This window comes from Streptomyces hygroscopicus, from assembly GCF_026168105.1.
Lineage (GTDB): Bacteria > Actinomycetota > Actinomycetes > Streptomycetales > Streptomycetaceae > Streptomyces > Streptomyces hygroscopicus_D.
The window spans coordinates 247590-272304 of sequence record NZ_LBMW01000005.1; the positions used below are offsets into that span (position 1 = coordinate 247590).

Annotated in this window: 27 protein-coding genes, 1 tRNA gene and 2 pseudogenes; 7 read left to right on the forward strand and 23 right to left on the reverse strand. The window is 70.7% G+C overall.

Annotated elements, in window-relative coordinates:
• Nucleotides 1-11: 11 nt before the first annotated feature.
• From AAW14_RS08210 to AAW14_RS08220, 3 genes are all read left to right on the forward strand, one after another.
• Nucleotides 12-1532 carry a bifunctional glycosyltransferase family 2/GtrA family protein gene (locus AAW14_RS08210; protein WP_265561423.1) on the forward strand — a complete coding sequence of 507 codons (1521 nt, stop codon included), beginning with the start codon at nt 12-14 and terminating at the stop codon, nt 1530-1532.
• On the forward strand, nt 1529-3790 hold the full coding sequence (locus tag AAW14_RS08215; protein ID WP_265561425.1) for a glycosyltransferase family 39 protein: 2262 nt from the start codon (nt 1529-1531) through the stop codon (nt 3788-3790). The genes AAW14_RS08210 and AAW14_RS08215 overlap by 4 nt, the downstream gene beginning before the upstream one ends.
• A 376-nt stretch (nt 3791-4166) precedes the next feature.
• Nucleotides 4167-4943, forward strand: coding sequence for a TetR/AcrR family transcriptional regulator (locus AAW14_RS08220; RefSeq protein ID WP_265561427.1), 777 nt, complete (start codon nt 4167-4169; stop codon nt 4941-4943).
• On the opposite strand, the gene AAW14_RS08225 is transcribed toward AAW14_RS08220, so the two are convergent.
• From AAW14_RS08225 to AAW14_RS08240, 4 genes are all read right to left on the reverse strand, one after another.
• Nucleotides 4944-5414, reverse strand: a complete 471-nt coding sequence (locus AAW14_RS08225) for a PPOX class F420-dependent oxidoreductase (RefSeq protein ID WP_265561429.1) — start codon at nt 5412-5414, stop codon at nt 4944-4946.
• Nucleotides 5415-5463: 49 nt separating this feature from the next.
• Nucleotides 5464-6285: a YceI family protein gene (locus tag AAW14_RS08230; protein WP_265561431.1), complete on the reverse strand. Its 822-nt coding sequence runs from the start codon at nt 6283-6285 to the stop codon at nt 5464-5466.
• A 109-nt stretch (nt 6286-6394) separates the two neighbouring features.
• Entirely contained in the window at nt 6395-8956 is a 2562-nt protein-coding gene (locus AAW14_RS08235; protein ID WP_265561433.1) for an MFS transporter, read from the reverse strand.
• A gap of 22 nt (nt 8957-8978) precedes the next feature.
• Entirely contained in the window at nt 8979-9482 is a 504-nt protein-coding gene (locus AAW14_RS08240) for a MarR family winged helix-turn-helix transcriptional regulator (protein ID WP_265561435.1), read from the reverse strand.
• Between the two features lie 248 nt (nt 9483-9730).
• On the opposite strand from AAW14_RS08240, the gene AAW14_RS08245 reads away from it, so the two are divergent.
• Entirely contained in the window at nt 9731-9925 is a 195-nt protein-coding gene (locus AAW14_RS08245; RefSeq protein ID WP_265561437.1) for a hypothetical protein, read from the forward strand.
• A 34-nt stretch (nt 9926-9959) separates the two neighbouring features.
• Here the strand turns inward: AAW14_RS08245 and AAW14_RS08250 are convergent, their stop codons facing one another.
• The 9 genes and pseudogenes from AAW14_RS08250 to AAW14_RS08290 form a co-directional block, all read right to left on the reverse strand.
• On the reverse strand, nt 9960-10682 hold the full coding sequence (locus tag AAW14_RS08250; protein ID WP_265561440.1) for a hypothetical protein: 723 nt from the start codon (nt 10680-10682) through the stop codon (nt 9960-9962).
• Nucleotides 10683-10767: 85 nt separating this feature from the next.
• Nucleotides 10768-11715, reverse strand: a complete 948-nt coding sequence (locus AAW14_RS08255) for an RNA polymerase sigma factor SigF (protein WP_265561442.1) — start codon at nt 11713-11715, stop codon at nt 10768-10770.
• A gap of 245 nt (nt 11716-11960) precedes the next feature.
• Nucleotides 11961-13040, reverse strand: a complete 1080-nt coding sequence (locus AAW14_RS08260) for an RNA polymerase sigma factor SigF (RefSeq protein ID WP_416223269.1) — start codon at nt 13038-13040, stop codon at nt 11961-11963.
• Between the two features lie 141 nt (nt 13041-13181).
• Nucleotides 13182-13475: a Dabb family protein gene (locus tag AAW14_RS08265; RefSeq protein ID WP_265561443.1), complete on the reverse strand. Its 294-nt coding sequence runs from the start codon at nt 13473-13475 to the stop codon at nt 13182-13184.
• A gap of 46 nt (nt 13476-13521) precedes the next feature.
• The gene (locus AAW14_RS08270) at nt 13522-13698 is read right to left on the reverse strand and encodes a hypothetical protein (protein ID WP_265561445.1); all 177 of its coding nucleotides are present in this window, start codon (nt 13696-13698) and stop codon (nt 13522-13524) included.
• A gap of 208 nt (nt 13699-13906) precedes the next feature.
• Nucleotides 13907-14638 (reverse strand): SDR family oxidoreductase, encoded by a 732-nt coding sequence (locus AAW14_RS08275; protein ID WP_265561447.1) that lies wholly within the window; start codon nt 14636-14638, stop codon nt 13907-13909.
• Between the two features lie 255 nt (nt 14639-14893).
• Nucleotides 14894-14980 (reverse strand): annotated as a pseudogene (locus tag AAW14_RS08280) (IS5/IS1182 family transposase); the annotation flags it as partial.
• Nucleotides 14958-15692, reverse strand: a complete 735-nt coding sequence (locus tag AAW14_RS08285; RefSeq protein ID WP_322741024.1) for a LysR substrate-binding domain-containing protein — start codon at nt 15690-15692, stop codon at nt 14958-14960. The pseudogene AAW14_RS08280 and the gene AAW14_RS08285, both read right to left, overlap by 23 nt.
• Nucleotides 15693-15695: 3 nt before the next feature.
• Nucleotides 15696-16022 carry a LysR family transcriptional regulator gene (locus tag AAW14_RS08290; protein ID WP_265561449.1) on the reverse strand — a complete coding sequence of 109 codons (327 nt, stop codon included), beginning with the start codon at nt 16020-16022 and terminating at the stop codon, nt 15696-15698.
• Here AAW14_RS08290 and AAW14_RS08295 point away from each other — a divergent pair.
• Nucleotides 16015-16362 (forward strand): dihydrofolate reductase family protein, encoded by a 348-nt coding sequence (locus AAW14_RS08295; protein ID WP_322741021.1) that lies wholly within the window; start codon nt 16015-16017, stop codon nt 16360-16362. The two genes, AAW14_RS08290 and AAW14_RS08295, sit on opposite strands and share 8 nt — an antisense overlap.
• A 183-nt stretch (nt 16363-16545) precedes the next feature.
• Nucleotides 16546-17984, forward strand: a pseudogene (gene rox, locus AAW14_RS08300) (rifampin monooxygenase).
• A gap of 189 nt (nt 17985-18173) precedes the next feature.
• Here the strand turns inward: rox and AAW14_RS08305 are convergent.
• The 4 genes from AAW14_RS08305 to AAW14_RS08320 form a co-directional block, all read right to left on the reverse strand.
• A tRNA-Ser gene (locus AAW14_RS08305) sits at nt 18174-18258 on the reverse strand.
• A 67-nt stretch (nt 18259-18325) separates the two neighbouring features.
• Nucleotides 18326-18754, reverse strand: coding sequence for a tRNA adenosine(34) deaminase TadA (gene tadA / locus AAW14_RS08310; protein ID WP_265561504.1), 429 nt, complete (start codon nt 18752-18754; stop codon nt 18326-18328).
• 66 nt (nt 18755-18820) lie between these two features.
• Complete coding sequence (locus tag AAW14_RS08315) at nt 18821-19351, reverse strand: hypothetical protein (RefSeq protein WP_265561506.1); 531 nt, start codon at nt 19349-19351, stop codon at nt 18821-18823.
• Between the two features lie 273 nt (nt 19352-19624).
• Nucleotides 19625-19810 carry a hypothetical protein gene (locus AAW14_RS08320; protein ID WP_265561451.1) on the reverse strand — a complete coding sequence of 62 codons (186 nt, stop codon included), beginning with the start codon at nt 19808-19810 and terminating at the stop codon, nt 19625-19627.
• 156 nt (nt 19811-19966) lie between these two features.
• Between AAW14_RS08320 and upp the strand changes: the two genes are divergently transcribed.
• Complete coding sequence (gene upp / locus AAW14_RS08325; protein WP_265561453.1) at nt 19967-20602, forward strand: uracil phosphoribosyltransferase; 636 nt, start codon at nt 19967-19969, stop codon at nt 20600-20602.
• Nucleotides 20603-20719: 117 nt separating this feature from the next.
• Here upp and AAW14_RS08330 read toward each other — a convergent pair whose 3' ends face one another.
• The 6 genes from AAW14_RS08330 to AAW14_RS08355 all read right to left on the reverse strand — a co-directional run bounded on the left by AAW14_RS08330 (nt 20720) and on the right by AAW14_RS08355 (nt 24658).
• Nucleotides 20720-21367 (reverse strand): LytR C-terminal domain-containing protein, encoded by a 648-nt coding sequence (locus tag AAW14_RS08330; RefSeq protein WP_265561455.1) that lies wholly within the window; start codon nt 21365-21367, stop codon nt 20720-20722.
• A gap of 157 nt (nt 21368-21524) precedes the next feature.
• On the reverse strand, nt 21525-21821 hold the full coding sequence (locus AAW14_RS08335; protein ID WP_004943146.1) for a type II toxin-antitoxin system VapB family antitoxin: 297 nt from the start codon (nt 21819-21821) through the stop codon (nt 21525-21527).
• An 857-nt stretch (nt 21822-22678) separates the two neighbouring features.
• Nucleotides 22679-22825 (reverse strand): hypothetical protein, encoded by a 147-nt coding sequence (locus tag AAW14_RS08340; RefSeq protein ID WP_265561456.1) that lies wholly within the window; start codon nt 22823-22825, stop codon nt 22679-22681.
• 55 nt (nt 22826-22880) lie between these two features.
• The gene (locus AAW14_RS08345; protein ID WP_265561458.1) at nt 22881-23231 is read right to left on the reverse strand and encodes a hypothetical protein; all 351 of its coding nucleotides are present in this window, start codon (nt 23229-23231) and stop codon (nt 22881-22883) included.
• Between the two features lie 94 nt (nt 23232-23325).
• Nucleotides 23326-24003, reverse strand: a complete 678-nt coding sequence (locus AAW14_RS08350; RefSeq protein ID WP_265561460.1) for an HdeD family acid-resistance protein — start codon at nt 24001-24003, stop codon at nt 23326-23328.
• A 61-nt stretch (nt 24004-24064) separates the two neighbouring features.
• Nucleotides 24065-24658 (reverse strand): HhH-GPD-type base excision DNA repair protein, encoded by a 594-nt coding sequence (locus AAW14_RS08355; protein ID WP_265561462.1) that lies wholly within the window; start codon nt 24656-24658, stop codon nt 24065-24067.
• Nucleotides 24659-24715: the final 57 nt, after the last annotated feature.

The window sequence follows — 24715 nt, forward strand, 5'->3', positions numbered from 1 at the left end:
GAGTCGGTTCCATGCGAACCGACACTTCTCCCGGCACTCTGCCGGCGCGGGAGCACCTCCCGGCCGCAGGAGCCGGTACGCCTGTCCTGGACGTAGTGATCCCCGTCTACAACGAGGAGAAGGACCTCCAGCCATGTGTGCTCGGACTGCACGAGCACCTCAAGCGCACGTTCCCGTACGCGTTCCGCATCACGATCGCGGACAACGCGTCCACGGACACCACCCCCCAGGTGGCCGCGCGGCTGGAGGCGGAGATCGCGGAGGTGAAGTCCTTCCGGCTGGACCAGAAGGGCCGCGGCAGGGCGCTGCGGACCGTCTGGTCGGCCTCGGACGCCCCGATCCTCGCCTACATGGACGTGGACCTGTCCACCGACCTCAACGCACTGCTGCCCCTGGTGGCCCCGCTCATCTCGGGCCACTCCGACCTGGCCATCGGCTCCCGGCTCGCCCGCACCTCCCGCGTCGTACGCGGCCCCAAACGCGAGCTCATCAGCCGCGCGTACAACCTCATCCTGCGCGGCTCGCTGCAGGCCCGCTTCTCGGACGCGCAGTGCGGTTTCAAGGCGATCCGCCGTGATGTGGCCCAGGCGCTGCTGCCGCTGGTCGAGGACACCGGCTGGTTCTTCGACACCGAGATGCTGGTCCTCGCCGAGCGCGCGGGCCTGCGCATCCACGAGGTGCCGGTCGACTGGGTCGACGACCCCGACTCCACGGTGCACATCGTGAAGACGGCGACGGACGACCTCAAGGGCGTGTGGCGGATCGGCAAGGCCATGGCCACCGGGTCACTGCCGTTGGATCGGCTCACTCGGCCCTTCGGCGACGATCCGCGCGACCGGGAGATCCAGGACGTGCCGCGGGGGCTGGCCCGTCAGCTCGTCGGGTTCTGTGTGGTCGGGGGACTGTCCACCCTCTTCTATCTGGGGCTCTACAGCGTCTTCCGGCAGTTCTCGGGTTCGCAGATCGCCAATGCGCTCGCCCTGCTGGTCTCCGCCGTGGCCAACACGGCGGCCAACCGCCGGCTCACCTTCGGGGTGCGCGGCCGGGGCGGTGCCGTCCGTCACCAGGCGCAGGGTCTGGTCGTCCTCGGCATCGGCCTCGTCCTCACCAGCGGCTCCCTGGCCGCCCTGAACGCGGCGACCGGCAACCCCTCGCACTCCACGGAACTGGCGGTGCTGATCGCCGCCAACCTCGCGGCGACGGTGCTGCGGTTCCTGCTCTTCAGGGCCTGGGTGTTCCCGGACCGGCGCGACGACTTCCCGGCGCTCCCGTCGCCCGTCGTGGCCCAGGGCGCGTCCTCGCCCGCCTACCTCACCGGGGCGTTCCGGTACGACCCCCAGTCCCCCCAGTCCCCCCAGGACCAGGGGTACCAGCAGGCGCCGCTGCCTCAGCGACCCACGGCGCCCCAAGCCCCGTACGACACAGCACAGTTCCCCGCCGGTAGCGACGCGGCCGGCTCCCCCTGGAGGGACGCGACCATGCCACTGCAGCCGGTGCGTCCGCACGACACCGACCCGAAGGACTCACGATGACCACTGACTACGACCACACGAGTCATCAGGGGGGTACGGGGTCGTCCTCCTGGGGGCCGCCGCACCCGACGGCCGTGCGGGAGCCGATGACCGGGCCGACTCCGGCCCCGGGTGCCGGCGAGCCGGAGCAGCCGTTCCTGCGCAGATGCCTGCGGGGGCGGTCCGAGGACCCGCGCTGGGCGCGCCCCGCGCTGCTCGGTCTGCTGCTCGCGACAGGGCTGCTGTACCTGTACAACCTGAGCGCCTCCGGATACGCCAACTCCTTCTACTCGGCGGCGGTCCAGGCCGGCAGCAGGTCCTGGAAGGCGTTCTTCTTCGGCTCGCTGGACGCGGCCAACGCGATCACCGTCGACAAGCCCCCGGCCGCGTTGTGGCCGATGGCTCTGTCGGTGCGGATCTTCGGTCTCAACTCATGGGCGATCCTCGCCCCCGAGGTCGTCATGGGCGTCCTGACGGTCGCCGTGGTGTACGCGGCCGTCCGGCGCCGCTTCAGCCCCGCGGCCGGCCTGATCGCGGGCGCGGTGCTCGTGCTCACCCCCGTCGCGGCGCTGATGTTCCGGTTCAACAACCCGGACGCGCTGCTCGCGCTGCTGATGGCGGTCACGGTCTACTTCGTCATCCGGGGCCTGGAGGACGGTCGCACCTCCTGGCTGGTGTGGGCGGGGGTCGCGGTCGGCTTCGCCTTCCTGACGAAGACCCTGCAGGCCTTCCTGATCCTGCCCGCGCCGGCCGTCGTGTACGGCGTCTGCGCGCCCGTGAAGCTGAAGAAGCGGCTCGGTCAGTTGGCCCTCGCGACCGTGGCTCTGGTCGTCTCGGGCGGCTGGTGGGTGGCGATCGTCGAGCTGTGGCCCGCGTCCTCACGCCCGTACATCGGCGGCTCCCAGAACAACTCCTTCCTGGAGCTGACCTTCGGCTACAACGGCCTCGGCCGCATCAACGGCGACGAGACCGGCAGCGTCGGCGGCATGGGCGGTAGGGGCGGCGGCAACGGCGGCCAGTGGGGCGCGACCGGCTGGAACAGGATGTTCAGCTCCGAGATCGGCTCCCAGGTCTCCTGGCTGCTGCCGGCCGCGCTGATCCTTCTCGTGGCGGGCCTCGTGCTGACCCGGCGGGCACGGCGCACGGATCTCGCCCGCAGTTCCTTCCTTGCCTGGGGCGGGTCGCTGCTGATGACCGCGGTGGTCTTCAGCTACATGGCTGGCATCTTCCACCAGTACTACACGGTGGCCCTGGCCCCCTACATCGCCGCCCTGGTCGGCATGGGCGCCACGGTTCTGTGGGAGGAGCGGTCCAGGACCTGGGCGTCGCTCACCCTCGCGGGCGCCGTCACGGCGACCGCGGCCTGGGGGTACGTGCTCCTCAACCGCACCCCGCACTATCTGCCCTGGCTGAAGTGGCTCGTCCTCGTCGGAGGACTGGCGGGCGCCCTCGGTCTCATCTTCGCGGCCCGGCTCGGACGGCAGCTCGCCCTGGCTGCGGTGGGCGTGAGCTTCGTGGCCTCGCTCGCGGGTCCGACGGCGTACACACTCTCCACGGTGAGCCAGGGCCACACCGGCTCGATCGTCACGGCCGGTCCGGCCGGCGCGAGCATGATGGGCGGCCGGGGCGGTCCCGGCGCCGGTATGCGCGGCGGCTTCGGCGGCGGCATCCCGGGCCGGAACCGGCGGAACGGCAACGGCAACGCCCAGGGCCCCAACGGCCTGCAGGGCGGAGGTTTCCCGGGCGGCGCCGGTGGAGTCGGCGGCTTCCCCGGCGGAGGCGCGCCCGGCGGCGGTATGCCGGGCGGAGGCATGCCCGGCCGGAACGGCTCGAACCAGCAGGGAGGATTCCCGGGCGGCGGCCGCACGGGCGAGGGCGCGATGGGCGGTGGCGGCGTCGGCGGCGGACTGCTCAACGGCGCGAACGTCAGCTCCGCGGCCAGGAAGCTGCTGGAGAAGGACGCAGGGAACTACACCTGGGTGGCCGCGTCCATCGGTTCGCAGAACGCCGCGAGCTACCAACTCGCCACCGGCGACCCGGTGATGGCGATCGGCGGCTTCAACGGCAGTGACCCCTCCCCGACGCCGGCCCAGTTCCAGAAGTACGTGAAGGAGGGCAGGATCCACTACTTCATCGCCGGCGGCGGCTTCGGCGGGGGGCGGGGCAGCAGCGCCTCGAGCGTCTCCTCGCAGATCACCTCGTGGGTCGAGAAGAACTTCAAGAAGGTGACGGTCGGTTCGGCCACCTTCTACGACCTCACGCAGAAGACGAGCGGCTGACGGTTCGGGGGGCCGACGGTCTCCTTCCGCAGGCGGTGGCCCGGGGCGCACGGACGCTCCGGGCCATGCTCGACAGGGGGAGTTGGAGGCGGGCCTGCGCACGACACCGCTCGCGCTCCCGGCCATGGCGCTCAACTTCCCCGGCCTGTCCCCGAGGTGGACGACCAGGCAGCGGTGGCGTTGGTGCGTGGGGCGGAGCGGGCAGACTCCGAGGTGCCGGTCGCCCGGTAGCTCGGTCCGCGGGGTGGCTGTGCGGCTGCGGGGCGTTCATGGCAGGCCGTGCCCGCAGGGCGGGGCCGCATGACGGGACGGCATCGCGCCCCCAGGGGGGGCCTAGCATCGTGAGCAGTGGTCGGAGTGTCGAGAGAGGTGCGCCATGGTGAAGGCAGCCCAGCGGGCGGGGCATGCGGCCCGGACCAGCGTCTGGCTGGAGGGCAAGGCGCCCCGGGGCGGTGGCTCTCGTGGTGGCGGCGGTCAGCCGTCCGGCCTGGACCGCGACCGGATCACCGAGGCGACCGTGCGGCTGCTGGACGCGGAGGGCCTCGCCAAGTTCTCCATGCGCCGCCTGGCCGCCGAGCTGAAGGTCACGGCGATGTCGGTGTACTGGTACGTGGACACCAAGGACGACCTGCTCGAGCTGGCGCTGGACGCGGCCTTCGGTGAGATGGGGCTGCCGGCCGCCGACTCGCAGGAGGACTGGCGTGACCAGTTGCGGGCGCTCGCGGCGGAGTACCGGACGCTGCTGGTGCGCCACCCCTGGCTGTCTCCGCTGGCCGGGACCTTCCTCAACATCGGTCCGCACTCGACCGCCTTCTCGCTGGCCGTGCAGCGGGTGATCCGGCTGACCGGACTGCCCGCGCACGGCCAGATGGGCGCGATCTCGGCCGTCTTCCAGTTCGTGTACGGCTTCGGAACCATCGAGGGCCACTTCATCGAGCGCTGCGCGGCGGCCGGGATGAGCCAGGACGAGTACTTCCGTCAGGCCGTCAGCGCGGTGACGCAGAGTCCCGACCTGAGCGAGGTCGTGCACCACTCCGCGAACCTCATGGAGGCCCGCGGCGGCGACACGGTGCAGGAGATGCGCGAACGGGACTTCACCTTCGCGCTGGAGACGCTGATCGCGGGAATCGAGGCGATGGTGGCCCGGGGCTAGTCATTCCTGCGGAGCGAGCCTGGCGGGGAAGCCGCCCGTCGCCACCGGCCCCCAGCGGACCGGGGTGACCCGGATGATCGACTTGCCCTGCTCGACCATGGCCTGTCGGTACTCGTCCCAGTCGGGGTGCTCTCCCGCGATGTTGCGGTAGTACTCGACGAGCGGTTCGACGGAGTCCGGCGTGTCGATGACCTCGGCCGTGCCGTCGATCTGGACCCACGGCCCGTTCCACTCGTCGCTGAGCACGACCAGGCTGACCCGCTCGTCCCGCTTGGCGTTGCGCGTCTTGGCGCGCTCCGGGTACGTGGAGACCACGATCCGCCCGGAGTCGTCGACCCCGCAGGTCAGAGGCGACCCCTGGGGGCTCCCGTCGGCGCGCCGCGTCAGCAGGATCGCGCGGTGACGGGGTCGTACGAAGTCCAGCAGCTCGTCCAGCGATACGGCGGTGTTCCTCGCGATGTTCGGTGCCATGCCGGCAGCCTAGGGGCAGTCGGGCCGGGCCCGGCTGATCCTGCTGTGCCTACGCCTGCGGCAGCGACTCCCCCTGCACCGCCTGGATGTCCAGTTCCACCCTCAGCGAGGTGCCGATCGCGGCGATGCCCGCCTGGACGACCTGGTTGTAGTTCATCGCGAAGTCCTCACGGCGCAGTTCCGCCGTCGCGCGGAAGGCCGCTCGCGTTCCGCCCCAGGGGTCGGAGCCGGTGCCGAGGTAGGCGAGGTCCAGGTCGACCGGGCGCAGGACACCGTGCATGTCCAACTCCCCGTGGACCGTCCAGCGGTCTGAGCCCGCCGCCGTCAGACCGGTCGAGCGGTAGCTGATCTCCGGGTGGCGCTCGATGTCCAGGAAGTCGGCCGACCGCAGGTGGTCGTCGCGCATTCCGTTGCCCGTGTCGATGGACGCGGCGCGGATGACCGCCTCGACGCGGGACTTCTCCACCTCGTCCGGGGCGATCTCGATACGCCCGGCGAACTCCGTGAACCGGCCCCGCACGCTGGAGATCCCCAGGTGCTGGGCGACCGCGGCCACCGAGGAGTGCACCGGGTCGACGGTCCACGGTCCGGGCGGCGGCAGCTCGGTGCCGCCCTTGCGGGCCAGCGTCACGGTCCCGATCTCGGCCCGCCCGCTCGCCGTGACGATCGCGCTGGAGGCGGCGGGCGCGTACCCGACGGCGGTCACGATCACGGTGTAGGCGCCGGGGGCCAGCGCGGTGGCATCCCGTACCGTCCCCTCGGCGTCGGCCTCGGCGCGCAGCATCTGCGTGCCGGTCATGTCGGTCACGGTGACGACCGCGTGCGACACGGCCCATCCGTCCCGCGTACGGATCCGTGCGGTCAGTCCCATCGTGTGGTCTCCCTCTAAATCCTTGAACATCCCCGTAGAAGGCTCAAAAAGTCCGGCCCGTGGGGGCGCACCTCCGCTCGGAGCGCGCCCCCACGGGCCGGGGTCCGTCCTACTCGCCCGGGTGGGCGAGTTCGACGTCGTGGTCGTCGATCCCGCGGCCGGAGACGGCCACCGCGGTGGCCACCGGGGGGTAGCCCGTCGCGATGACGGTGTACTCGCCGCTGCTCAGGTCCGTGAAGGCGTACGCCCCGTCCGCGCCGGTGGTGGCCGTGCCGACCACGTTGCCCGCCGCGTCCACCAGCGTCACGCGGGCATCCGCGAGGGGGCCGTGCGGGGCCCGCACGACTCCCTGGAGCTGGGCACCGGAGTCCAGGTCGACCTCGAGTCGGGTGACCCCGGCCGCACCGATCTCGACGGGCAGGGCCCGCGGCCGGTGGCCGGCGGCGTTCACCGCGACGGTCACGGCACCCGGCACCAGCTCGGCGAAGGCGAACTCGCCCTGCTCGCCGGTGACGGCGGTGGCCAGCAGATCACCGCGGACGTCCGTGACGATCACCATCGCGTCCTTGACCGGCAGCGCGGTTCCGGCGGCGCGGACGACACCGCTCAGGCCGCTGGTGCCGCTGAGCAGGATGTCGTACGACACCGGGTCCTCGTGCACGACGATCGTGGAGGCCTGCGGCTGGAAGCCGTCCGCGGAGGCGATCAGGACGTACGAGCCCGTGCCGGGCGCCTGCACCCCGTAGGAACCGTCACCGTGCGCCACCGACCGGCCCAGCTGCCGTCCCCCGAGGGAGATCAGTGTGACGGCGGCCTGCGCGACCGGCGTGCCCTCGGCGCCGCGGACGAAGCCGCGGACCGGGATGCCACCGGACGGACCGGGCTCGCCGGGCGCGGCAATGGTGGCGACGGCGGCCAGCCGCTGCGTGCCCTCCGGGCCGGTCTCCGAAGCCGAGAGCTCGGGGGAGGCCCAGCTCGGGACCTTCTCCTCGGCGGCGGAAGACGCGGTGGGGGCAGAAGCCTCGGCGGGCGGGGAAGCCTCGGCCGCCGAGGGCGTCTGCTCCGGCTCGGACTCGGAGACGGCGGCCTGCGCCAGGGCGCCCTTGGTCCTCAGCGGGACCTCCTTGATGAACAGGGTGATCACGAAGGCGAGGAACGCCAGGCAGGACGCGATCAGGAAGACGTCGCCGATGGCGTGGCCGTACGAGCTCTCCATGACCGTGCGCAGCGGCTTCGGCAGCTTGTTCAGGTCCGGGATGGAGCCGCTGGAGCCGGAGTGGGCCGCGAGGCGCGCGTACCTGGGGCCGAGGTCGGTGAGGCCGTCCTTGACGTACGTGGTGATCCGGTGGGCCATGACCGCGCCGAGCGCGGAGACGCCGACCGCACCGCCCAGGGACCGGAAGAAGGTGACCGTGGAGCTGGCCGAGCCGAGGTCGGTTGGGGCCACCTGGTTCTGCGTGGACAGCACCAGGTTCTGCATCATCATGCCGATGCCGAGACCCAGCAGCGCCATGAAGATCGCCATCTTCCAGTACGCCGTGTCGTAGCGGATGGTGCCCAGCAGACCCAGACCGGCCGTGACGAGCACGCCACCGGCGACCAACCAGGCCTTCCACTTGCCGGTCCGGGTGATGACCTGGCCGGACACGGTGGAGGAGACGAACAGACCGCCGATCATCGGGATCGTCAGCACACCGGACATCGTCGGGGACTTGTCGCGCGCCAGCTGGAAGTACTGGGCGAAGAAGACGGTGCCGGTGAACATCGCGACACCCACGAAGAGCGAGGCCAGCGACGACAGGGTGATGGTGCGGTTGCGGAACAGGCGCAGCGGAATGATCGGCTCGTCGGCCTTGGTCTCGACGAGGACGAAGATCAGTCCGAGGACGATCGCGCCGGCCACCATCGTGTAGGTCTGCCACGACAGCCAGTCGTACTTGTCACCGGCGAAGGTGACCCAGACCAGCAGCAGGCTGACGGCGGCGGAGATGAAGAACGCGCCCGCCCAGTCGACCTTCACGTCCCGCTTCACCACGGGCAGGTGCAGGGTCTTCTGCAGCACGATCAGCGCGATCACGGCGAAGGGCACGCCGACGTAGAAGCACCAGCGCCAGCCGAGCCACGAGGTGTCGGTGATGACACCGCCGAGCAGCGGGCCGCCGACGGTGGCGACGGCGAACGTGGCGCCCAGGTAGCCGGAGTAACGGCCTCGCTCACGCGGCGAGATCATCGCGGCCATGACGATCTGCGCCAGTGCGGACAGGCCGCCGACGCCGACGCCCTGGACGACACGGCAGGCGATGAGTGTGCCGGGGTTCTGCGACAGACCCGCGGCCATCGAGCCCAGGACGTAGATGACCAGGGCTATCTGGACGAGTGCCTTCTTGCTGTAGAGGTCCGCGAGCTTGCCCCACAGCGGGGTGGTCGCGGTCATGGCCAGCAGCGAGGCGGTGACGACCCAGGTGTAGGCCGACTGGCCGCCGCCGAGGTCGCCGATGATGTGCGGCAGCGCGTTGGAGACGATCGTGGACGACAGGATCGCCACGAACATGCCGAGCAGCAGCCCGGAGAGGGCCTCCATGATCTGCCGGTGCGTCATCGGAGCGTCGTGCGGGGAGCCTCCCCCGTGCTTGGCGTGAGCCCGCACACCGGCTGGTGTGGTCGTTGCCATGGGATTCCTTTTCTTACGTTCCTTATGCGGGTGTACGGGTGGTCCGGTCTGCAACGGGGTCCGCTGCGGGTGCGGTCTGCGCGAGCCGGGGCGCGGCGCGGCAGTCGCCGAAGCTCTCCCGCAGCCGTGCCATCAGCTGGATGAGCCGGCCGACGTCGTCGTCGGACCAGTCCTTCAGCCGCTCGGCCAGCAGTTCGGCGATGCGCCGGGACAGCTCGTCGAGCTGGGCCCGGCCGGGCGCCGTCAGGCGCAGGATGCGTGAGCGTTTGTCCGCCGGGTCGGGGGAGCGCTGGATCCAGCCGCGGTCTGCGACGTGCGCGACATGGCGGCTGGTGACCGACATGTCGACGGCCAGCAGCTCCGCGAGCTTGCTCATGCGCATGTCGCCGTGACGGCCGAGCAGTGTCAGCACGGCGGCGGAGCCGCCCGGGCAGTCGGGCGGCAGGATCCGCCCGAGGTCCCTCTTCACGGCGCCGATGGCGCTGAGCTGACGCGCCAGTTCCTCGTACTGCGCTCGCTCGGCCATCGCACCTCCCGGTATCATTCGTTGCTTAGGGCAACCATAGGAAAATTGGTTGCTGCAGGCAAATGAAATGGGGCCGCCGGGAATAAAAACTTGGCAAAGGCAAGCATTGGCGGACGTAAACGTGCAGGTGGGAGTGGCTCTGACCAGCCCCTCCATGCTGCGAACGGCGGGGCCCTCCGTTGCGGGCGGAGTGCGGAGGCCCGGCCCCCCTTGGGCAGCACCACACGCATTCGCTAGGGTCCGGGGCCATGGCTAACACCCAAGGCCCCCAGGGCAACTACGACCCCGCTGGCAGCACACAGATGTTCCGCGCGTTCGTCGACGAGGCCCCACAGGGCCGTCAGACGGCCGCCGCCCCGGCAGGACCCCGGATCGGCCTGATCGTCGGCGTCGTCGCCGCCGTGGTGATCGTCGCCGCGGTCGCCTGGCTCGCGCTGATGTAACGCCGAAGCGAGCAGGACGGGGCAGGCCCAGGCCCTACTTCCACTGGACGGACACGTCCCGCGTCTCGATGTGCATGCCCAGCGGCACCCTCCAGGCGTCGACGCACACCGTCCAGGTCTTCTTCACCGATGCCCCGGCGTCGATCGGCGCGGGCAGCGCCTCGGCGGACTCGACCGTCGCCCAGTCGATCCCGAGCGCCCCGATGACATGGCTCCCGAAGATCACCGTGCCCGAACGCATCGCGCTGCCCCCGGTGTTGTGGAGGGAAACGGTCACCTCCTCGCACCAGCGCCGGTCCGTCGCCTGCCGCACGGGTTCGCCCACGCTCAGCGCGGCGGGCCCAGCGGGTGTCGTACGAGGATCGGTCGCCGTCCCGGAAGGCGAATCCGTGCTCGTGGGCCCAGGCGTGGCGGGGCGCGGCGAGGGGCCTGCGCTCCCCGGTGTGCCGTTGCCCGGGGCGTGTGTGCCGGTCGCACTCGTGCCCGGTGCGACCGGGTCACCCGGGACGGCACCGCCGGTCGAGCCCGGGGTCACCCCGCTCCCGGGGCTCTGCGTCCCCTCGAGCGGCACCAGCGTCACGTCTCCCGTCGGCGCCACCGCCGTACCGGACGTGCCGCCCGCCGGTCCGGCCGCGACGTACCCGTCACGGCCCCCGCCGCCCGCGCACGCGGCCAGGATGCCGCCCAGACACACGACAGCCGTCGAGGCACCGATCACGGCCCCTCGACGGCCCCGCAACCACGTCGCTCGAAGCATCGCGCCAGTGTGGCTGACGCTCCGTCAATCCGGAACCCTCAGGCGCACGGAAGGCGCCGGAGAACCCTCGTGGCTCCCGCGCACCTCAGTCCGAGATGAGCCCCTCCCGCAGCTGTGCCAGCGTGCGGGTCAGCAGCCGGGAGACGTGCATCTGCGAGATGCCGACCTCCTCGCCGATCTGCGACTGTGTCATGTTGGCGAAGAAGCGAAGCATGATGATCCGCCGCTCGCGCGGCGGGAGTTTGGCCAGCAGCGGCTTCAGGGACTCGCGGTACTCCACGCCCTCCAGGGCCGAGTCCTCGTAGCCCAGGCGGTCGGCGAGCGAGCCCTCGCCGCCGTCGTCCTCGGGGGCCGGCGAGTCCAGCGAGGACGCCGTGTACGCGTTGCCCACGGCGAGGCCGTCGACCACGTCTTCCTCGGACACACCGAGCACGGAGGCCAGTTCGGAGACCGTCGGCGAGCGGTCCAGCTTCTGCGACAGCTCGTCGCTCGCCTTGGTGAGGGCCAGGCGCAGCTCCTGAAGGCGGCGCGGCACGCGCACGGACCACGACGTGTCCCGGAAGAACCGCTTGATCTCGCCGACCACCGTCGGCATCGCGAACGTCGGGAACTCCACGCCCCGTTCGCAGTCGAAGCGGTCGATCGCCTTGATCAGCCCGATCGTGCCGACCTGAACGATGTCCTCCATCGGTTCGTTGCGGCTGCGGAAGCGGGCGGCCGCGTACCGCACGAGCGGGAGGTTCAGCTCGATGAGCGTGTCCCGGACGTAGGCGCGCTCCGGGCTGTCCTCGTCGAGCGTGGCGAGCCGCAGGAACAGGGAGCGGGACAGGGTGCGGGTGTCGATGGCTTCCGAGGACGGAAGGTCCGGGACCTCTGCGGTCGCCGGCAGGCCCTCGTCGCCCGGGAGGTCCTGGGCGGGAAGGGTCTCGGCACTCGGGAGGTCCTGAGGGGCCTGAGGGTCCTGAAGCACGTCGGGCTCGGAGTCGCTCTGCATGAGCGTGAGCACCTTCGAGCTGCCCTGATCTGCGGACATGCCACCCCCTTAGGGTCGCGGGACGGTCGCGGCGGACGCTCCCGTCGGAGGAACGCAGCCTCCACCTGAATACCGGCTGCGAGGCTGCGGCAAACGCGCTTCCGGAAGAATGTCACATGTCGGCAACACGCTGTAGTGACATGTCGACATGCGAGATGCGAATGCGCCCTGGTTGGAAGCAATCTGATGGCGTTTCAGTGCAGAACTGTCGGGAAATGCGCGTGCGGGCGATTCGCCCTCGTGAGTTAAGCGTCGATCCTGTTTGCGGATCTCAGGCGCGCAAAGCTGCGGGCGAGGAGTCTTGACACATGCATCTGGGAGACACCCAGTTCGGCGCTGATCTGCGACTGGGTCAGATTGCTGTAGTAGCGCAGCAGCAGGATCCGCTGTTCCCGCTCCGGCAGTTGGACGAGCAGATGCCGTACGAGGTCGCGGTGCTCGACCCCGTCGAGCGCGGGATCCTCGTAGCCGAGCCGGTCGAGGAGACCGGGCAGTCCGTCGCCCTCCTGGGCGGCCTCCAGCGACGTGGCGTGGTAGGAGCGGCCCGCCTCGATGCAGGAGACGACCTCCTCCTCGGTGATGCGGAGCCGTTCGGCGATCTCCGCGGTGGTCGGGGAGCGCCCGTACGTCGTCGTCAGGTCCTCGGTGGCGCTGTTGACCTGCACCCACAACTCGTGCAGCCGGCGCGGGACGTGGACCGTGCGGACGTTGTCTCGGAAGTACCGCTTGATCTCCCCGACGACGGTCGGCATCGCGAACGTCGGGAACTGCACGCCCCGGTCGGGGTCGAAGCGGTCGATCGCGTTGATCAGTCCGATGGTGCCGACCTGGACGACGTCCTCCATGGGCTCATTGCGGGAGCGGAAGCGGGCGGCGGCGTAGCGCACCAGCGGGAGGTTGGCCTCGATGAGCGCCCCGCGTACGCGGTGGTGCTCCGGCGTGCCCGGCTCCAGTTCCTTGAGCTGGGCGAAGAGCACCTGGGTGAGGGCTCTGGTGTCGGCGCCGCGGCGTTTCTGCGCGCTGGGGGCGGGGGTCGGTGTGGAGGCGGAGGCGGGTGTGGAGGCGGAGGCGGGTGTGGGTGTGGAGGCGGAGGCGGGTGTGGGTGTGGAGGCGGGTGCGGAGGCAGGTGCGGGTGCCGGTGCGGAGGCGGAGGCGGGTGCGGAGGCGGACGGAGGGGACGGTGCGGGAGTCGTGGCGGATTCCTGGGGCCGGTCGGGGATCGGGGCCGGAGCCCCGTCCTGGGGTGGCGCAGTACTGGCCGACACGGTCAACGCCACCTCTTCGTCCGTCCACACATCCGTCAACTCACCGTCAAAAGCGGTCATAGCATCACAAGAAATGGACACTGTGTGCAAGCACCCGATAACTCCGTGTTGAGAGAGGTGCGTACACACGCAGGAAAGCCCCCCAACGCGGCGGTGGAGGGCTTTGCGGCTGGTGTCGCCCGAATCGGTGCGTGCTGTCGCTCAGATTTCGTAGTCGGCGATCACCCAAGTGGCGAACTCGCGCCAGAGCGCGACGCCCGCCTGGTGCGCCGGGTGCTCGATGTAGCGCCGCAGCGCGTCAAGGTCGTCGACCGCCGAGTTGATGGCGTAGTCGTAGGCGATGGGCCGGTCGCTGATGTTCCAGGCGCACTCCCAGATGCGCAGCTCGTCGATCAGGCCGCCGAGGGCCTCGAAGGCGCGCACCCCCTCCATGACGCGGGGGTCGTCGCGCTGGACGCCCTCTTTGAGCTTGAAGAGGACCAGGTGCCGGATCACGGGCGCTCCCAGGGGTACGACGGGGGCCGCCCGGCCGGGAGGAGCTTCACTTCGCTCCGTTGGCGAGCCACGTCATGAAGTGGCCGATGGCCTTGGCGGCACTCGAAATGCCCTCGAACCCTATCTGGACATAGCTGGCGGCCTTGGCCGGGTCGGTGATGATCACGTACAGCACGAAGACCACGAGCACATACAGTGCGATCTTCTTTCCCGATACCGCCACGGTCGCCTCCCCCGTCTCCTCCGCCCCTCGGGGCCCGTTCGCCGCCGGTGAGTCTAACCCGGCCAGGTGTTCGGGGTTCGCAAAAGATCACGTAACGCACCATGTCCTCACGCGGCCCCTGCCCCTGTGACCGTATTCTGCGGACCCCGGCGCGACGCGGCCACGGGGCAGGGGTGACCGAGCCCCGGTCCGGGTCGGTTTGACGGACTCAGGCGAGCCAATCGGCGTAGTGGGTCGGGGCAATGCGGGCGTCACCGTGGGCAATCAGGACGTCACCCTGGACGGCCGCGAACATGCCGGCGGTGTCATCGATGACGACCGAGCGTTCGTCGCCCTTGGCCGTGAGGGTGATACGGCCGAGTTCGTCGAGGGCGAAGACGTCAGGGCCTGCGATGTTGAGGATGCCGTTCAGCGGCGTGCCTGTGGCGACTTCGGCGACGGTGGCGGCGACGTCAGCGGCGGCGATCGGCTGGATCGGCGTGTGCGGCAGGTGGACCGTCTCGCCGTCGGCCGTCCACGACAGGGTCGCGTCCATGAACTCCATGAATTGCGTGGCACGGACGATGGAGTACGGGATCGGACCGCTGGCGAGGATGTTCTCCTGGAGCACCTTGGCCTGGTAGTAGTCCAATTGGGGCACCTGGTCCACGCCGACGATGGAGAGCAGGACGAAGTGGCCGACGCCCCCCTTCTCGCTCGCGGCCAGAAGGTTGGTCATGGATGTGCGGAAGAAGTCCGTCGAGGCGTCGTCGAACGTCGGGGAGTTGGTCAGGTTGACGACCACGTCGGCGCCCGCCACGGCGTTGTCCAGGCCCTGGCCTGTGATGACGTCGACGCCTGTGGACAGGGAGTGCGGTACGGCCTGGTGTCCGGCTGTCTTCAGGTTCTCCACGACCTGCGACCCGATCAGTCCCGTTCCTCCGATAACTGCGATCTTCATGGCCTGTCCTTTTTCTCGACTATTTATCCTATATGCTCCTTACTTACCCAGGGTGTGTCCCCGGACTCGGACTCGCTTGCCTGGAGGAAGCCGAGGCGGCTACTGCGGCAGAACAGAGCGCGATCCGACCCCGTTCAGGGCTGTTCATTCCAGTGCAGACGATGTGCCCGGCGGGGCCGACTGAACCGTCCCAGGTGGTATTGCACAGTCCCCTGAGCGGCGCGGATCTGCGCGGCCGGAACCTATCCGGTGGAGCAGGTTGTGCAGGCGGGCGATGCCCGGCATGGCGTGGTGGACGCCGTCGCCATCGAGGCGGCAGTCACGAAGGATCCCCCGGGTCCTCGCTGAGGACGCAAACGGCCCGCGGCAGAACCCCGGCAGGTCCGCGGTCCGTCCTGATCCCTGGAGGCGTGCCATGCGCTGGGGCGGCCGGGCCAGGAACAGCGGTCACGCCGCCGGAGAGCACGGCCGACAACGAGTGACCACTTCGGCGCGCGTCCACGGAGCTCGACGTCTGGGCCCAGCGTCGTGCACATGACGATCCAACGGAGGACGAGGTCGTCTCGGTGGTGTGGGAGAGGTCGCGGAGGAAGTCGACGAAGGCCAAAGGGACGGATGGTGCCTGACCGGCGGTGCGCCACAGCACGCCGTAGTCCAGGGTGGGCCCGTCCCGGAAAGGGACGAAGGCAATGCCGGGACGATCGTGGTGGCGGGCTGCGCGGGCCGCCACGACGGAGACGCCGAGACCGGCGGCGACCAGCGAGGTTACCTCGGGCCAGAAGGTGCAGGACGGCCCGCGCGGGATGTGGCGGCCCATCGGGGTGCGGGTTGGCACGTGGATGTCCAGCAGGGCTTTCGGGACGTTCCCGCCCGGGATGATCATCGGCACGCCGGCCAGGTCCTCCAGCGACACGCTGTCGCGGCGGGCGAGGGGATGGTCGGCCGGGACCATCAACGCCCGGGGCTCGCGGAGCAGGACGGGTCCGGCGGCGATGCCGGGCCCGGCGACGGGCACCTCGCCGACCTGTAGGTCCAGCTCGCCGCGGCGCAGCAGGCCCTATGGATCGTCGAACTGGATCTCCTGGATCCGTACGGTGCATCCGGCGTACCGGCCCCGGAAGGCCTCGGCGGCCTCGAAGACGGGATCGGCGCACCAGGGCGTGGAGTAGCCGATACGCAGAGCACCAGTGAAGCCCCGCGCGTTGGCGACGGCCCGGCCGACGGCCTGCTGGATCTGGACATGCGCGGGCAGCAGGTCGTCGCGCAGTTGCCGGCCGACCGGTGTGAGTCGGACCGTGCGGGAGGTGCGTTCGAACAACGGCGCGCCGATGCGCCGTTCCTGCTTCTTGATGGCGTGGCTGACCCGGGACGGAGAGATGTGCACTCGCTCGGCGGTGCGCCCGAAGCGGCACTACGTCTTCTCCCGCAGCCTCAGGGAGAGCCTGGATGCGGGCGTGGAAGTGGTCTCCACCGACCCGGCGGCGAAGGTCCGCGAGCTCAAGACCCAGGAAGGCAAGGGGATATGGCTCGTCGGCGGCGGCGAGCTGGCCGGGGCCCTCTACCCGGAGATCGACGAACTCGTGCTCAAGGTCAACCCGGTCACCGTCGGCGTGGGCATTCCCCTGTTCGCGGGGAAGGCCGAGGGCGGTCCGCGCGCGTTCACGCTGACCGGCCACACGGTGCTGTCCAGCGGTGCCGCGTTCCTCACCTGCAAGAGGACCTGACGACCGCACGAGCCGGGCCACCGCGTGCGCAGAATGACCGACCAGGGCCCGAACCTGCGGAAATTGACGGTTTCACGCCGTGCATTTGCTTTTGCTGACGTATGGGTTGAACAGGCGTGGTACCGCTGGTGGACTCGCCTAGCGTCTGGCCGAAGTCCAATCTCGTTTGAACGGGGGGTTTTGCTGATTGACGTGATCGTGGTCGGCGGCGGACCGACCGGCTTGATGCTGGCCTGCGAGTTGCGGTTGCACGGCGTACACGTGGTCGTACTGGAGAAGTTGACCGAGCCGAGCGAGCAGTCCCGCGGGCAGGGCCTGCACGCGCGCAGCGTCGAGATGATGGATCAGCGCGGGCTGCTGGACCGGCTTCTCGCGGTCAGTGAGAAGTTCCAGGTCGGCGGTCTCTTCGGCGGTCTCTTCGGCGGTATCGCCAAGCCGTGGCCGGAGCGGCTGGACACGGCTCACCCCTACGGCCTCGCCACGCCGCAGCCGGTCACCGAGAGGCTGCTCAACGAGCGTGCCCTCGAGAGCGGCGCCGAGATCCGCCGCTGCTGCGAGGTGGTCGGGCTGAACCAGGACGAGGACGCGGTGACCGTCGAGCTGGCGGACGGCACCCACCTGCGTTCGCGCTACCTCGTCGGCTGCGACGGCGGCCGCAGCACGGTGCGCAAGCGGCTCGGCGTCGGTTTCCCCGGCGAGTCGGCCAAGGTCGAGACGTTGCTGGGGGAGATGGAGCTGACGGAGGATCCGGCGACGGTTGCCGCCGTCGTCACGGAGGTCCGCAGGACCCAACCGCGGTTCGGCGCCACCCCCGACGGGAATGGGGTGTACCGCCTCGTCGTGCCCGCCGAAGAGGTGGCCGAGGACCGCACGGTCCCGGCGACCCTCGAGGAGTTCAAGCAGCACCTGCGGACCATGGCGGGCACCGACTTCGGCGCGCACTCGCCACGCTGGCTGTCCCGGTTCGGCGACGCCACTCGGCAGTCCGAGCGTTACCGGGTCGGCCGGGTGCTGCTGGCCGGCGACGCGGCGCACATCCACCCTCCGACCGGCGGGCAGGAACTCAACCTCGGAGTGCAGGACGCGTTCAACCTGGGCTGGAAGCTTGCCGCGGCGGTGGGCGGCTGGGCGCCGGAGGGGCTGCTGGACAGCTACCACGCCGAACGGCACCCGGTGGGCGCCCGCGTGCTGGACAACACCCGCGCGCAGATCGCTCTGCTGGGGACCGATCCGGGTGCGGCCGCGCTGCGGGAGCTGTTCTCGAAGCTGATGGACTTCGAGGAGGTGAACCGGTACGTTGCCGAGATGATCACCGCGGTCGGGGTCCGCTACGACTTCGGCAACGGCCATGAACTGCTCGGTCGGCGGATGCGGGACGTGAAGCTGAAGCAGGGCCGCCTCTACGAGCTGGTGCACGGCGGCCGCGGACTACTGCTCGACCAGACCGGCCGGCTTGCGTCGCAGGCTGGGCGGATCGTGTCGACCACGTCATCGACGTCGGCGAGGAACTGGACGTGCCCGCCGTGCTGCTGCGCGCGGACGGCCACGTGGCGTGGGTCGGCGAAGACCAGCGGGACCTCCTGAGCCGACTGCCGAAGTGGTTCGACGCTGCCGTCGGCTGAGGGCGCACTTGGGGGTTCGAAAGCCCATCGGGCCTGCCGCAGGGCGGAGCGGGTACGCAAAGCCGTCACCCGGGCGGGGACGCACCAGGACGGTGAGGGTTTCCGCGCTTGACGGGTCAACTGAGACGGAAACTGAGCCGGAGACACACGAAGGGTCCGGCTCGATGAGCCGGACCCTTCGTCCATCTGCGGTAGCGGAGGGATTTGAACCCTCGGTGACTTGCGCCACACTCGCTTTCGAGGCGAGCTCCTTCGGCCGCTCGGACACGCTACCGAGGGAGACCCTACCCCAAGGTGGGCCGTGGTCCGAAATCCGTTTCCGGGACCCCCGGACCGGGGCCTCAGCGGGCCCGGAAGAAGTCGGTGAGGAGCCGGGCGCACTCGTCCGCGAGCACGCCGTCGATCACTTCGGGACGATGGTTGAGGCGCCGGTCGCGCACCAGGTCCCACAGCGACCCGACCGCGCCCGCCTTCTCGTCGCGCGCTCCGTAGACCAGGCGGTCCACCCGGGACTGCTGGATCGCGCCCGCGCACATCGTGCAGGGCTCGAGGGTGACGACGAGCGTGCAGCCGGGCAGCCGCCATTCGCCGAGTGCGAGCGCGGCCCGGCGGAGCGCGAGGATCTCCGCGTGGGCCGACGGATCGCCCGTCGCTTCTCGCTCGTTGTGGCCGGTGGCGAGCACTGAGCCGTCCACGGACAGCACGACGGCGCCGACGGGCACGTCACCGCCTTCGGCGGCCTGTCCGGCCTCGTCCAGGGCGAGCCACATCGCGGCCCGCCACCGGTCGCGGACCGGATCCGGCGTCGGCCTCACGTCCTCGCTCACCCGGTGCACCTAGCGGACGGTCTCCAGGACCTCCGAGGCGCCCAGGGCGTCGGCGATCGAGCTGAGGGCGTCCTCGGCGTCCAGGGCACGCAGCTCCTTCTCGCCGACGCCGAGGTCGTCGAGGATCTCGCTGTCGCCCACGGGGCCGTGCGGGACGGCGGTGTCCAGGCTCGCCGCCTCCTCGTCGGAGTCGTCGGGCTCACCGTCCTCCGTGCCGTCGAGGTCGAGGGAGTCCAGGTCGGCGCCGTCGTCGCCGGGCTCCCTCCCGAGCAGTTCGTCGGTGAGCAGGATCTCGCCGTACGAGCTGCGGGCTGCGGCGGCGGCGTCCGAGACGTAGATACGAGGGTCGTCCTCGCCGTCGACGCGGACGACACCGAACCACGCGTCCTCCTGCTCGATGAGCACGAGCACCGTGTCCTCGTCCACCGAGGCGTCGCGAGCCAGGTCGGTCAGATCCGACAGGGTCTCCACATCGTCGAGCTCCGTGTCGCTCGCTTCCCACCCGTCTTCGGTGCGCGCGAGCAGTGCGGCGAAGTACACCGTGACTCTCCCACTGGTCATAGGCGTGCCGGTTGGGGGTCCCCCCGGCGGAGGTTGCGGGCGGGGAGTGCTGCTCCGAGCCCCACCCACTCGGAATCGTGGCAGAAACAAGGCGTTCAGGGGACGTCTTCGGCTCCCTGTGTCTGGCTGTTTTGATCGCGGATGCTCCGACCAAAGCAGTCCACTCACCAGCGCACTCATTGCCGCCACCTGCGGATCGTACGCGGCCCGGGGCGATGTGGTCGCACGGCCACCCCCAAGGCGGCCGCGTCGCTACCAGCGGAAGGTGCGCATGCGCATGGCGTGACGCAGGCGCGCGGCCTTGGCGCGGCGGGGCTGGACGCGGTCGCGCAGCTCACGTGCCTCGGCGAGTTCACGCAGGAACACGGCTCGGCGCCGCCTGCGCTCGGCGTCCGTGTCCTGTGCTTGGGGTTCCTCGTGGGACTCCCGGTCGGGCATAGGCACACCACCCCAGTTCCGTGTCTCCCACTTTCCCTCTGATGGCGGGTCCAATGCCAGGAGCGGGGTCCGAGGTGAGCGGTCTGCCGGGCGGGGAGTGGCGCCGGGTCGTACGGTGGCGCGGCGGGCGCGGAAAGCCCGGTTAATGTTGGGGACATGCGTCTCCACGTCGTCGATCACCCCCTGGTCGCTCACAAGCTCACCACGCTGCGCGACCGCCGCACCGACTCCGCGACCTTCCGTCGGCTCGCCGACGAGCTCGTCACCCTGCTCGCCTACGAGGCCACCCGGGACGTGCGCACCGAGCAGGTCGACATCGAGACCCCGGTTTCCGGGACCACCGGCGTCAAGCTCGCCCGTCCCCGCCCGCTGGTCGTGCCCATCCTGCGGGCCGGGCTCGGCATGCTCGACGGCATGGTCAGGCTGCTGCCGACCGCCGAGGTGGGCTTCCTGGGCATGATCCGCAACGAGGAGACGCTCCAGGCCTCCACATACGCGTCGCGCATGCCGGAGGACCTCTCGGGCCGCCAGGTGTACGTCCTGGACCCGATGCTCGCGACCGGCGGCACGCTCGTCGCGGCGATCCAGGAGCTGATCAAGCGCGGCGCGGACGATGTGACGGCCGTGGTGCTGCTCGCCGCCCCGGAGGGCGTCGAGGTCATGGAGCGCGAGCTGGCGGGCAGGCCGGTGACGGTCGTGACGGCGGCCGTCGACGAGCGCCTCAACGAGCACGGCTACATCGTGCCGGGCCTCGGGGACGCGGGGGACCGGCTGTACGGGGCGGCGGAGTAGGCGCGTTCGGGACGCGGTGCGGTTCTCCCAGGGGGACCGCACACGGCCGCGGGGGTTCCGGACTCGCGTAAGGAACGTCGTGGGCGCTCCGGTTCCTCTGCTCGGCAGCCCGTCTGCTCAGCAGCCCTTCCCGGCCTTTGTACCGGGCGACGGCGACGCGTCCGGATTGGTCAGCTCCGCGAGCGCCTTGTCCGCGTCCGCCTTGCTCGTCAGCGAGGAGAAGCCGTCGCCCAGGATCAGGTCGACGGCCGCGTTCGTGCGGGCGTCCGTGCGCCGTTCCGCATTCGCGAGCTGCGTGCCGAGGACCGGAAGCGAGGTGTCGGCGGAGGCCTTGGGGCCGAGCAGTATCCCGACGCCCTTGACCTTCTTGTCGTACTCCTTCGTCGCGTTGCCCACGGTTCCGATCTGGAAGCCACGCTTCTTCAGCTCGTCCGCGGTCGTCTTGGCGAGGCCGCCGCGGGGCGTGGCGTTGAAGACGTTGACGGTGATCCGGCCAGGCTGGGGCAGTGCCCTGGCGGCGGCCGTGGACGACGCGCTCGCCCCCTTCGCGCAGACCGCCTTCGCACCGGTCGCCGACGTCTTGCCGCGGCCGGTGAAGACGTCGATGAGCTGCAGGGTGCCCCAGCCGATCAGGCCGATGGCGGCAACGGACGCGACGACGGCGAACACGAGCCTGCCGCGGCGGCGGGGCCGGCGCATCCGCGGGTACTTGTCCCCCGTGATGCGGTACTGGCCGCCCATGCCGGGGGGAGTCAGCATGCTCATGGGCGCAGCGTAGTGCGCCTGGGCTGCAATGCCTACTAGATGATCATTGGATGCCGCACAGTCCAACCCGAAAGGGTCAAAGGTGATCCGTACGGGTCCGTGTGTGCGGGTGGGTGGGTGGGCAGGTGTGCCCAGGGCGGACCCGGTGCCGGACGAGTCAGTCGAGTTCGAGAACTCTCGCGTGCAGGACCTGACGCTGCTGCAGCGCCGCGCGGACCGCGCGGTGCAGGCCGTCCTCCAGGTAAAGGTCCCCCTGCCACTTCACGACATGCGCGAAGAGGTCGCCGTAGAAGGTCGAGTCCTCGGCGAGGAGGGTCTCCAAGTCCAGCTGCTGCTTGGTCGTCACGAGCTGATCGAGGCGGACCGGGCGCGGCGCGACGTCCGCCCACTGCCGGGTGCTTTCCCGGCCGTGGTCGGGGTACGGCCGGCCGTTTCCGATGCGCTTGAAGATCACACGGAAAGCCTACCGGTCAAGACGTTCCGGGCGCAGCCATGGAGACGGAGTGGGGCTCCGGAAAAGGTGCGGTAAACGGGGTCAAACAGGAACAGTGGCCGCAGATGGGAGGCGGTCCGGGCCCGCTCGGGGGATCTGGCGCCCGGCGCTTCCTGAGGCCTCCCGCACCGGGCTTTGCGGCGTCCGCGGGCCGGAAGGGGCTTCGGTGAATCGGCGGAGGCGTCCTGGCGGCCGGGGAACGTCCGGCCTTCGGCGTGTCCCCGGTCCTCGGCGGGGGCCGGGGTGCGGGCTTGGGGCGTGAGTGCGCGGACCGTGCCGCCCGGACGGCCGGTGGGGTGAGGGGTCGGCCGGTCCGCGGGCGGGCTGGGCATTGACGGGAGTTCCGCGGGCGCCCGGTGGGGCGGCGGCCGGGATGTCGACGGGCGTTCGTGGGTGGCGGGGCAGGCGTTCGTCGCGCGTCCGGGGAACGTCCGGTTGTCGGCCCGGTTCCGTCCCGTCGGCGGCAACCGCGGCGCAGCCTCAGGGGCGTGAGGGCGTGAGGGCGTGAGGGCGTGAGGGCGTGAGGGCGTGAGGGCGTGAGGGCGTGAGCGCGGGCGCGCGGGCGGCTGGGCACTGGCGGGGTGGGCCGGGGCGTCGGCTGTGTTCGTGGGCCGATGGGCACTCTGTGCGTTCGGGCGGCCCGGGCGCCGTTGGATGCTCCCTGGCAGCCGGGGGACCGCCCGGCCCTCGGCGTGTCTCACGTGCTCGGCCGGATCCGCGGTACCGCTTGCGGACGCGGGTGCGCGGGCCGAGGGCGGCGCCGACTTGTGCGAACGGGGCAGGACGGCCGCCCGGTGTGCGGGCGGCCGCCGGGTGCGCTACTCGCGCTCCCTCTCCTGTGGGGCGGCGGGCGTTGCCTCCTGCCCGGCGTCGGGTTCCGGTTCGGGGGTCGGTCGCGGTTTCCTGTCGCGCATGGCCTCGGCACGCATCAGGGCGCGCAGGACCGCATAGGGGTCGCTGAACATGACGGTGTCCTCGCGTTGCTGAGAGAGGTGACGGTTCCGGGCGAGACCGGATCTGTCAGCAGCGCAGGACGACTGTGTGCACAGCGCGCAGGGCGGCCGAGTGCGGCGCCCGTGCGGAAGCGGTGGCCGGGCTGCCCGGGCGGTCCGGGCCCGACGGCCCGGCGGGCTTCTGGCGGCCAGGCCGCTGCGGCGTGGCGGTGCGCTGTCCCTCAGGGTCCTCGGGCCGTGGCGCCATGGCCAGGACGTCGTGCTCCGCGTCGCACGCCTGGGACGCGGACACCGCGTCGGATTCGGGCGCCATGGCCTCGGCGTGAGCGCCGGCCGCGAGGAGGGCGACGAGCACCAGGAGCACCCACAGCCGGGCACACCGGCTAACGGCGGGCTGGGCGTGCGGGGTGGGGCTCACACGAGGTCATCTCCCCGCCGGACGGACCCCGTTCATCGTGTCGGCCGCGAAACCGCTCTCTCGGCGTACCTGTCGTGCACGAGGTTGACGCTGGTCACACCGTGCGCGGGATCCGCTCCGCGCGGCCGCGGATCTGGAACGCCGTGACGATCTCGACGACACCGACCACGAGCAGCCACCAGCCTGCGACCAGGGTGAGCACCGCGATCGACGTGAACGGCGAGACGATCAGCACCATCCCGGCGAGGAAGGTGATGAGGCCGAGGAAGATCTGCCAGCCCCGTGCGGGCACCGACGGGTCATGGGCGGCCGCCACGGTCTGGGTCATCCCGCGGATCAGCCAGCCGATGCCGATCCAGAGCGCGAGCAGCAGGATCGACTCCATGGGGCCCCGGAAGCAGAACAGGCCCAGCAGGATCGACAGGGCGCCGCTGATGAACGCCATGACGCGCAGCGAGGTCGCCCTGTGCGTGCCGAACGCTGCCGCCAGCTGGAGCACGCCGCTGACGATGAGGTACACGCCGAAGAGGACCCCGGCGGCGAGGAGGGACGGCCCGGGCCAGATCAGCACCAGAATTCCCAGGATCAGGGAAGCGACGCCCGTGGCCAGGACGACCTGCCAGGCGGTGCGGGAGAGGACGTGCAGGAGCCCCTCGAAGGGCGGCTCCAGTTCCTCCGACGGCGGCCTCGTCGCGTGGGCGTCGCGCGCGGCATGAACGCGGCGATCGTCGAATTCGGGTCCCTGGGAGGAGCCGCTCGGTACGTCGGTCATGATCCATGCTGTGAGCGGCCGCCGGCGCCCTGCCACCCGGGGCGGTCCAACCGGCTGACGGCTACCGCCCGGAGGCCTTGGCGGCCTTCGCCGCCGCCTTCATCTCCTGCTTGTGCGCACGGACCTTTGTGAGGGACGCGGGCCCGGTGATGTCGGCGACGGACCGGAACGCCTTCGGTTCGCCGTAGGGCCCGGCCGCCTCCCGCCACCCCTCGGGCCGTACGCCCAGCTGCTTGCCGAGCAGCGCGAGGAAGATCTGCGCCTTCTGCCTGCCGAACCCGGGCAGGTCCTGGAGCCGCCGCAACAGTTCGTGTCCGCTGTCGACGTCCTTCCAGACGGCTTCGGGGTCCCCGCCGTAGTGATCGACGAGGTACTGGCACAGCTGCTGGATGCGTTTGGCCATGGCCCCGGGGTAGCGGTGCACCGCGGGCTTCTCCGAGAGGAGCGCGGCGAACGCCTCCGGGTCGTGGGCCGCGATCTCGTGCGCGTCGAGGTCGTCCGTGCCGAGCCGTCGCGCGACGGTCCACGGCCCCTTGAACGCCCACTCCATCGGGACCTGCTGGTCCAGCAGCATCCCGATCAGCGGCGCGAGCGGACTGCGCCCGAGGAACGCGTCGGCCTCGGGATCCTGGGCGAGGTGAAGGGTGACGTCCATGTCCCGATGATGGCGCGGCGGGGCACCGGGCGCAGCCGGGCCCGTGCGGCGGCTGCG

What these genes read in the sequence shown, in the direction of transcription:
- AAW14_RS08210 (WP_265561423.1), top strand. Translation starts at nt 12, where the DNA reads ATGCGAACCGACACTTCTCCCGGCACTCTGCCGGCGCGGGAGCACCTC.
- AAW14_RS08215 (WP_265561425.1), top strand. Translation starts at nt 1,529, where the DNA reads ATGACCACTGACTACGACCACACGAGTCATCAGGGGGGTACGGGGTCG.
- AAW14_RS08220 (WP_265561427.1), top strand. Translation starts at nt 4,167, where the DNA reads ATGGTGAAGGCAGCCCAGCGGGCGGGGCATGCGGCCCGGACCAGCGTC.
- AAW14_RS08225 (WP_265561429.1), bottom strand. Translation starts at nt 5,414, where the DNA reads ATGGCACCGAACATCGCGAGGAACACCGCCGTATCGCTGGACGAGCTG.
- AAW14_RS08230 (WP_265561431.1), bottom strand. Translation starts at nt 6,285, where the DNA reads ATGGGACTGACCGCACGGATCCGTACGCGGGACGGATGGGCCGTGTCG.
- AAW14_RS08235 (WP_265561433.1), bottom strand. Translation starts at nt 8,956, where the DNA reads ATGGCAACGACCACACCAGCCGGTGTGCGGGCTCACGCCAAGCACGGG.
- AAW14_RS08240 (WP_265561435.1), bottom strand. Translation starts at nt 9,482, where the DNA reads ATGGCCGAGCGAGCGCAGTACGAGGAACTGGCGCGTCAGCTCAGCGCC.
- AAW14_RS08245 (WP_265561437.1), top strand. Translation starts at nt 9,731, where the DNA reads ATGGCTAACACCCAAGGCCCCCAGGGCAACTACGACCCCGCTGGCAGC.
- AAW14_RS08250 (WP_265561440.1), bottom strand. Translation starts at nt 10,682, where the DNA reads ATGCTTCGAGCGACGTGGTTGCGGGGCCGTCGAGGGGCCGTGATCGGT.
- AAW14_RS08255 (WP_265561442.1), bottom strand. Translation starts at nt 11,715, where the DNA reads ATGTCCGCAGATCAGGGCAGCTCGAAGGTGCTCACGCTCATGCAGAGC.
- AAW14_RS08260 (WP_416223269.1), bottom strand. Translation starts at nt 13,040, where the DNA reads ATGACCGCTTTTGACGGTGAGTTGACGGATGTGTGGACGGACGAAGAG.
- AAW14_RS08275 (WP_265561447.1), bottom strand. Translation starts at nt 14,638, where the DNA reads ATGAAGATCGCAGTTATCGGAGGAACGGGACTGATCGGGTCGCAGGTC.
- AAW14_RS08295 (WP_322741021.1), top strand. Translation starts at nt 16,015, where the DNA reads ATGTGCACTCGCTCGGCGGTGCGCCCGAAGCGGCACTACGTCTTCTCC.
- tadA (WP_265561504.1), bottom strand. Translation starts at nt 18,754, where the DNA reads ATGTGGCTCGCCCTGGACGAGGCCGGACAGGCCGCCGAAGGCGGTGAC.
- AAW14_RS08320 (WP_265561451.1), bottom strand. Translation starts at nt 19,810, where the DNA reads ATGCCCGACCGGGAGTCCCACGAGGAACCCCAAGCACAGGACACGGAC.
- upp (WP_265561453.1), top strand. Translation starts at nt 19,967, where the DNA reads ATGCGTCTCCACGTCGTCGATCACCCCCTGGTCGCTCACAAGCTCACC.
- AAW14_RS08330 (WP_265561455.1), bottom strand. Translation starts at nt 21,367, where the DNA reads ATGAGCATGCTGACTCCCCCCGGCATGGGCGGCCAGTACCGCATCACG.
- AAW14_RS08340 (WP_265561456.1), bottom strand. Translation starts at nt 22,825, where the DNA reads ATGTTCAGCGACCCCTATGCGGTCCTGCGCGCCCTGATGCGTGCCGAG.
- AAW14_RS08350 (WP_265561460.1), bottom strand. Translation starts at nt 24,003, where the DNA reads ATGACCGACGTACCGAGCGGCTCCTCCCAGGGACCCGAATTCGACGAT.
- AAW14_RS08355 (WP_265561462.1), bottom strand. Translation starts at nt 24,658, where the DNA reads ATGGACGTCACCCTTCACCTCGCCCAGGATCCCGAGGCCGACGCGTTC.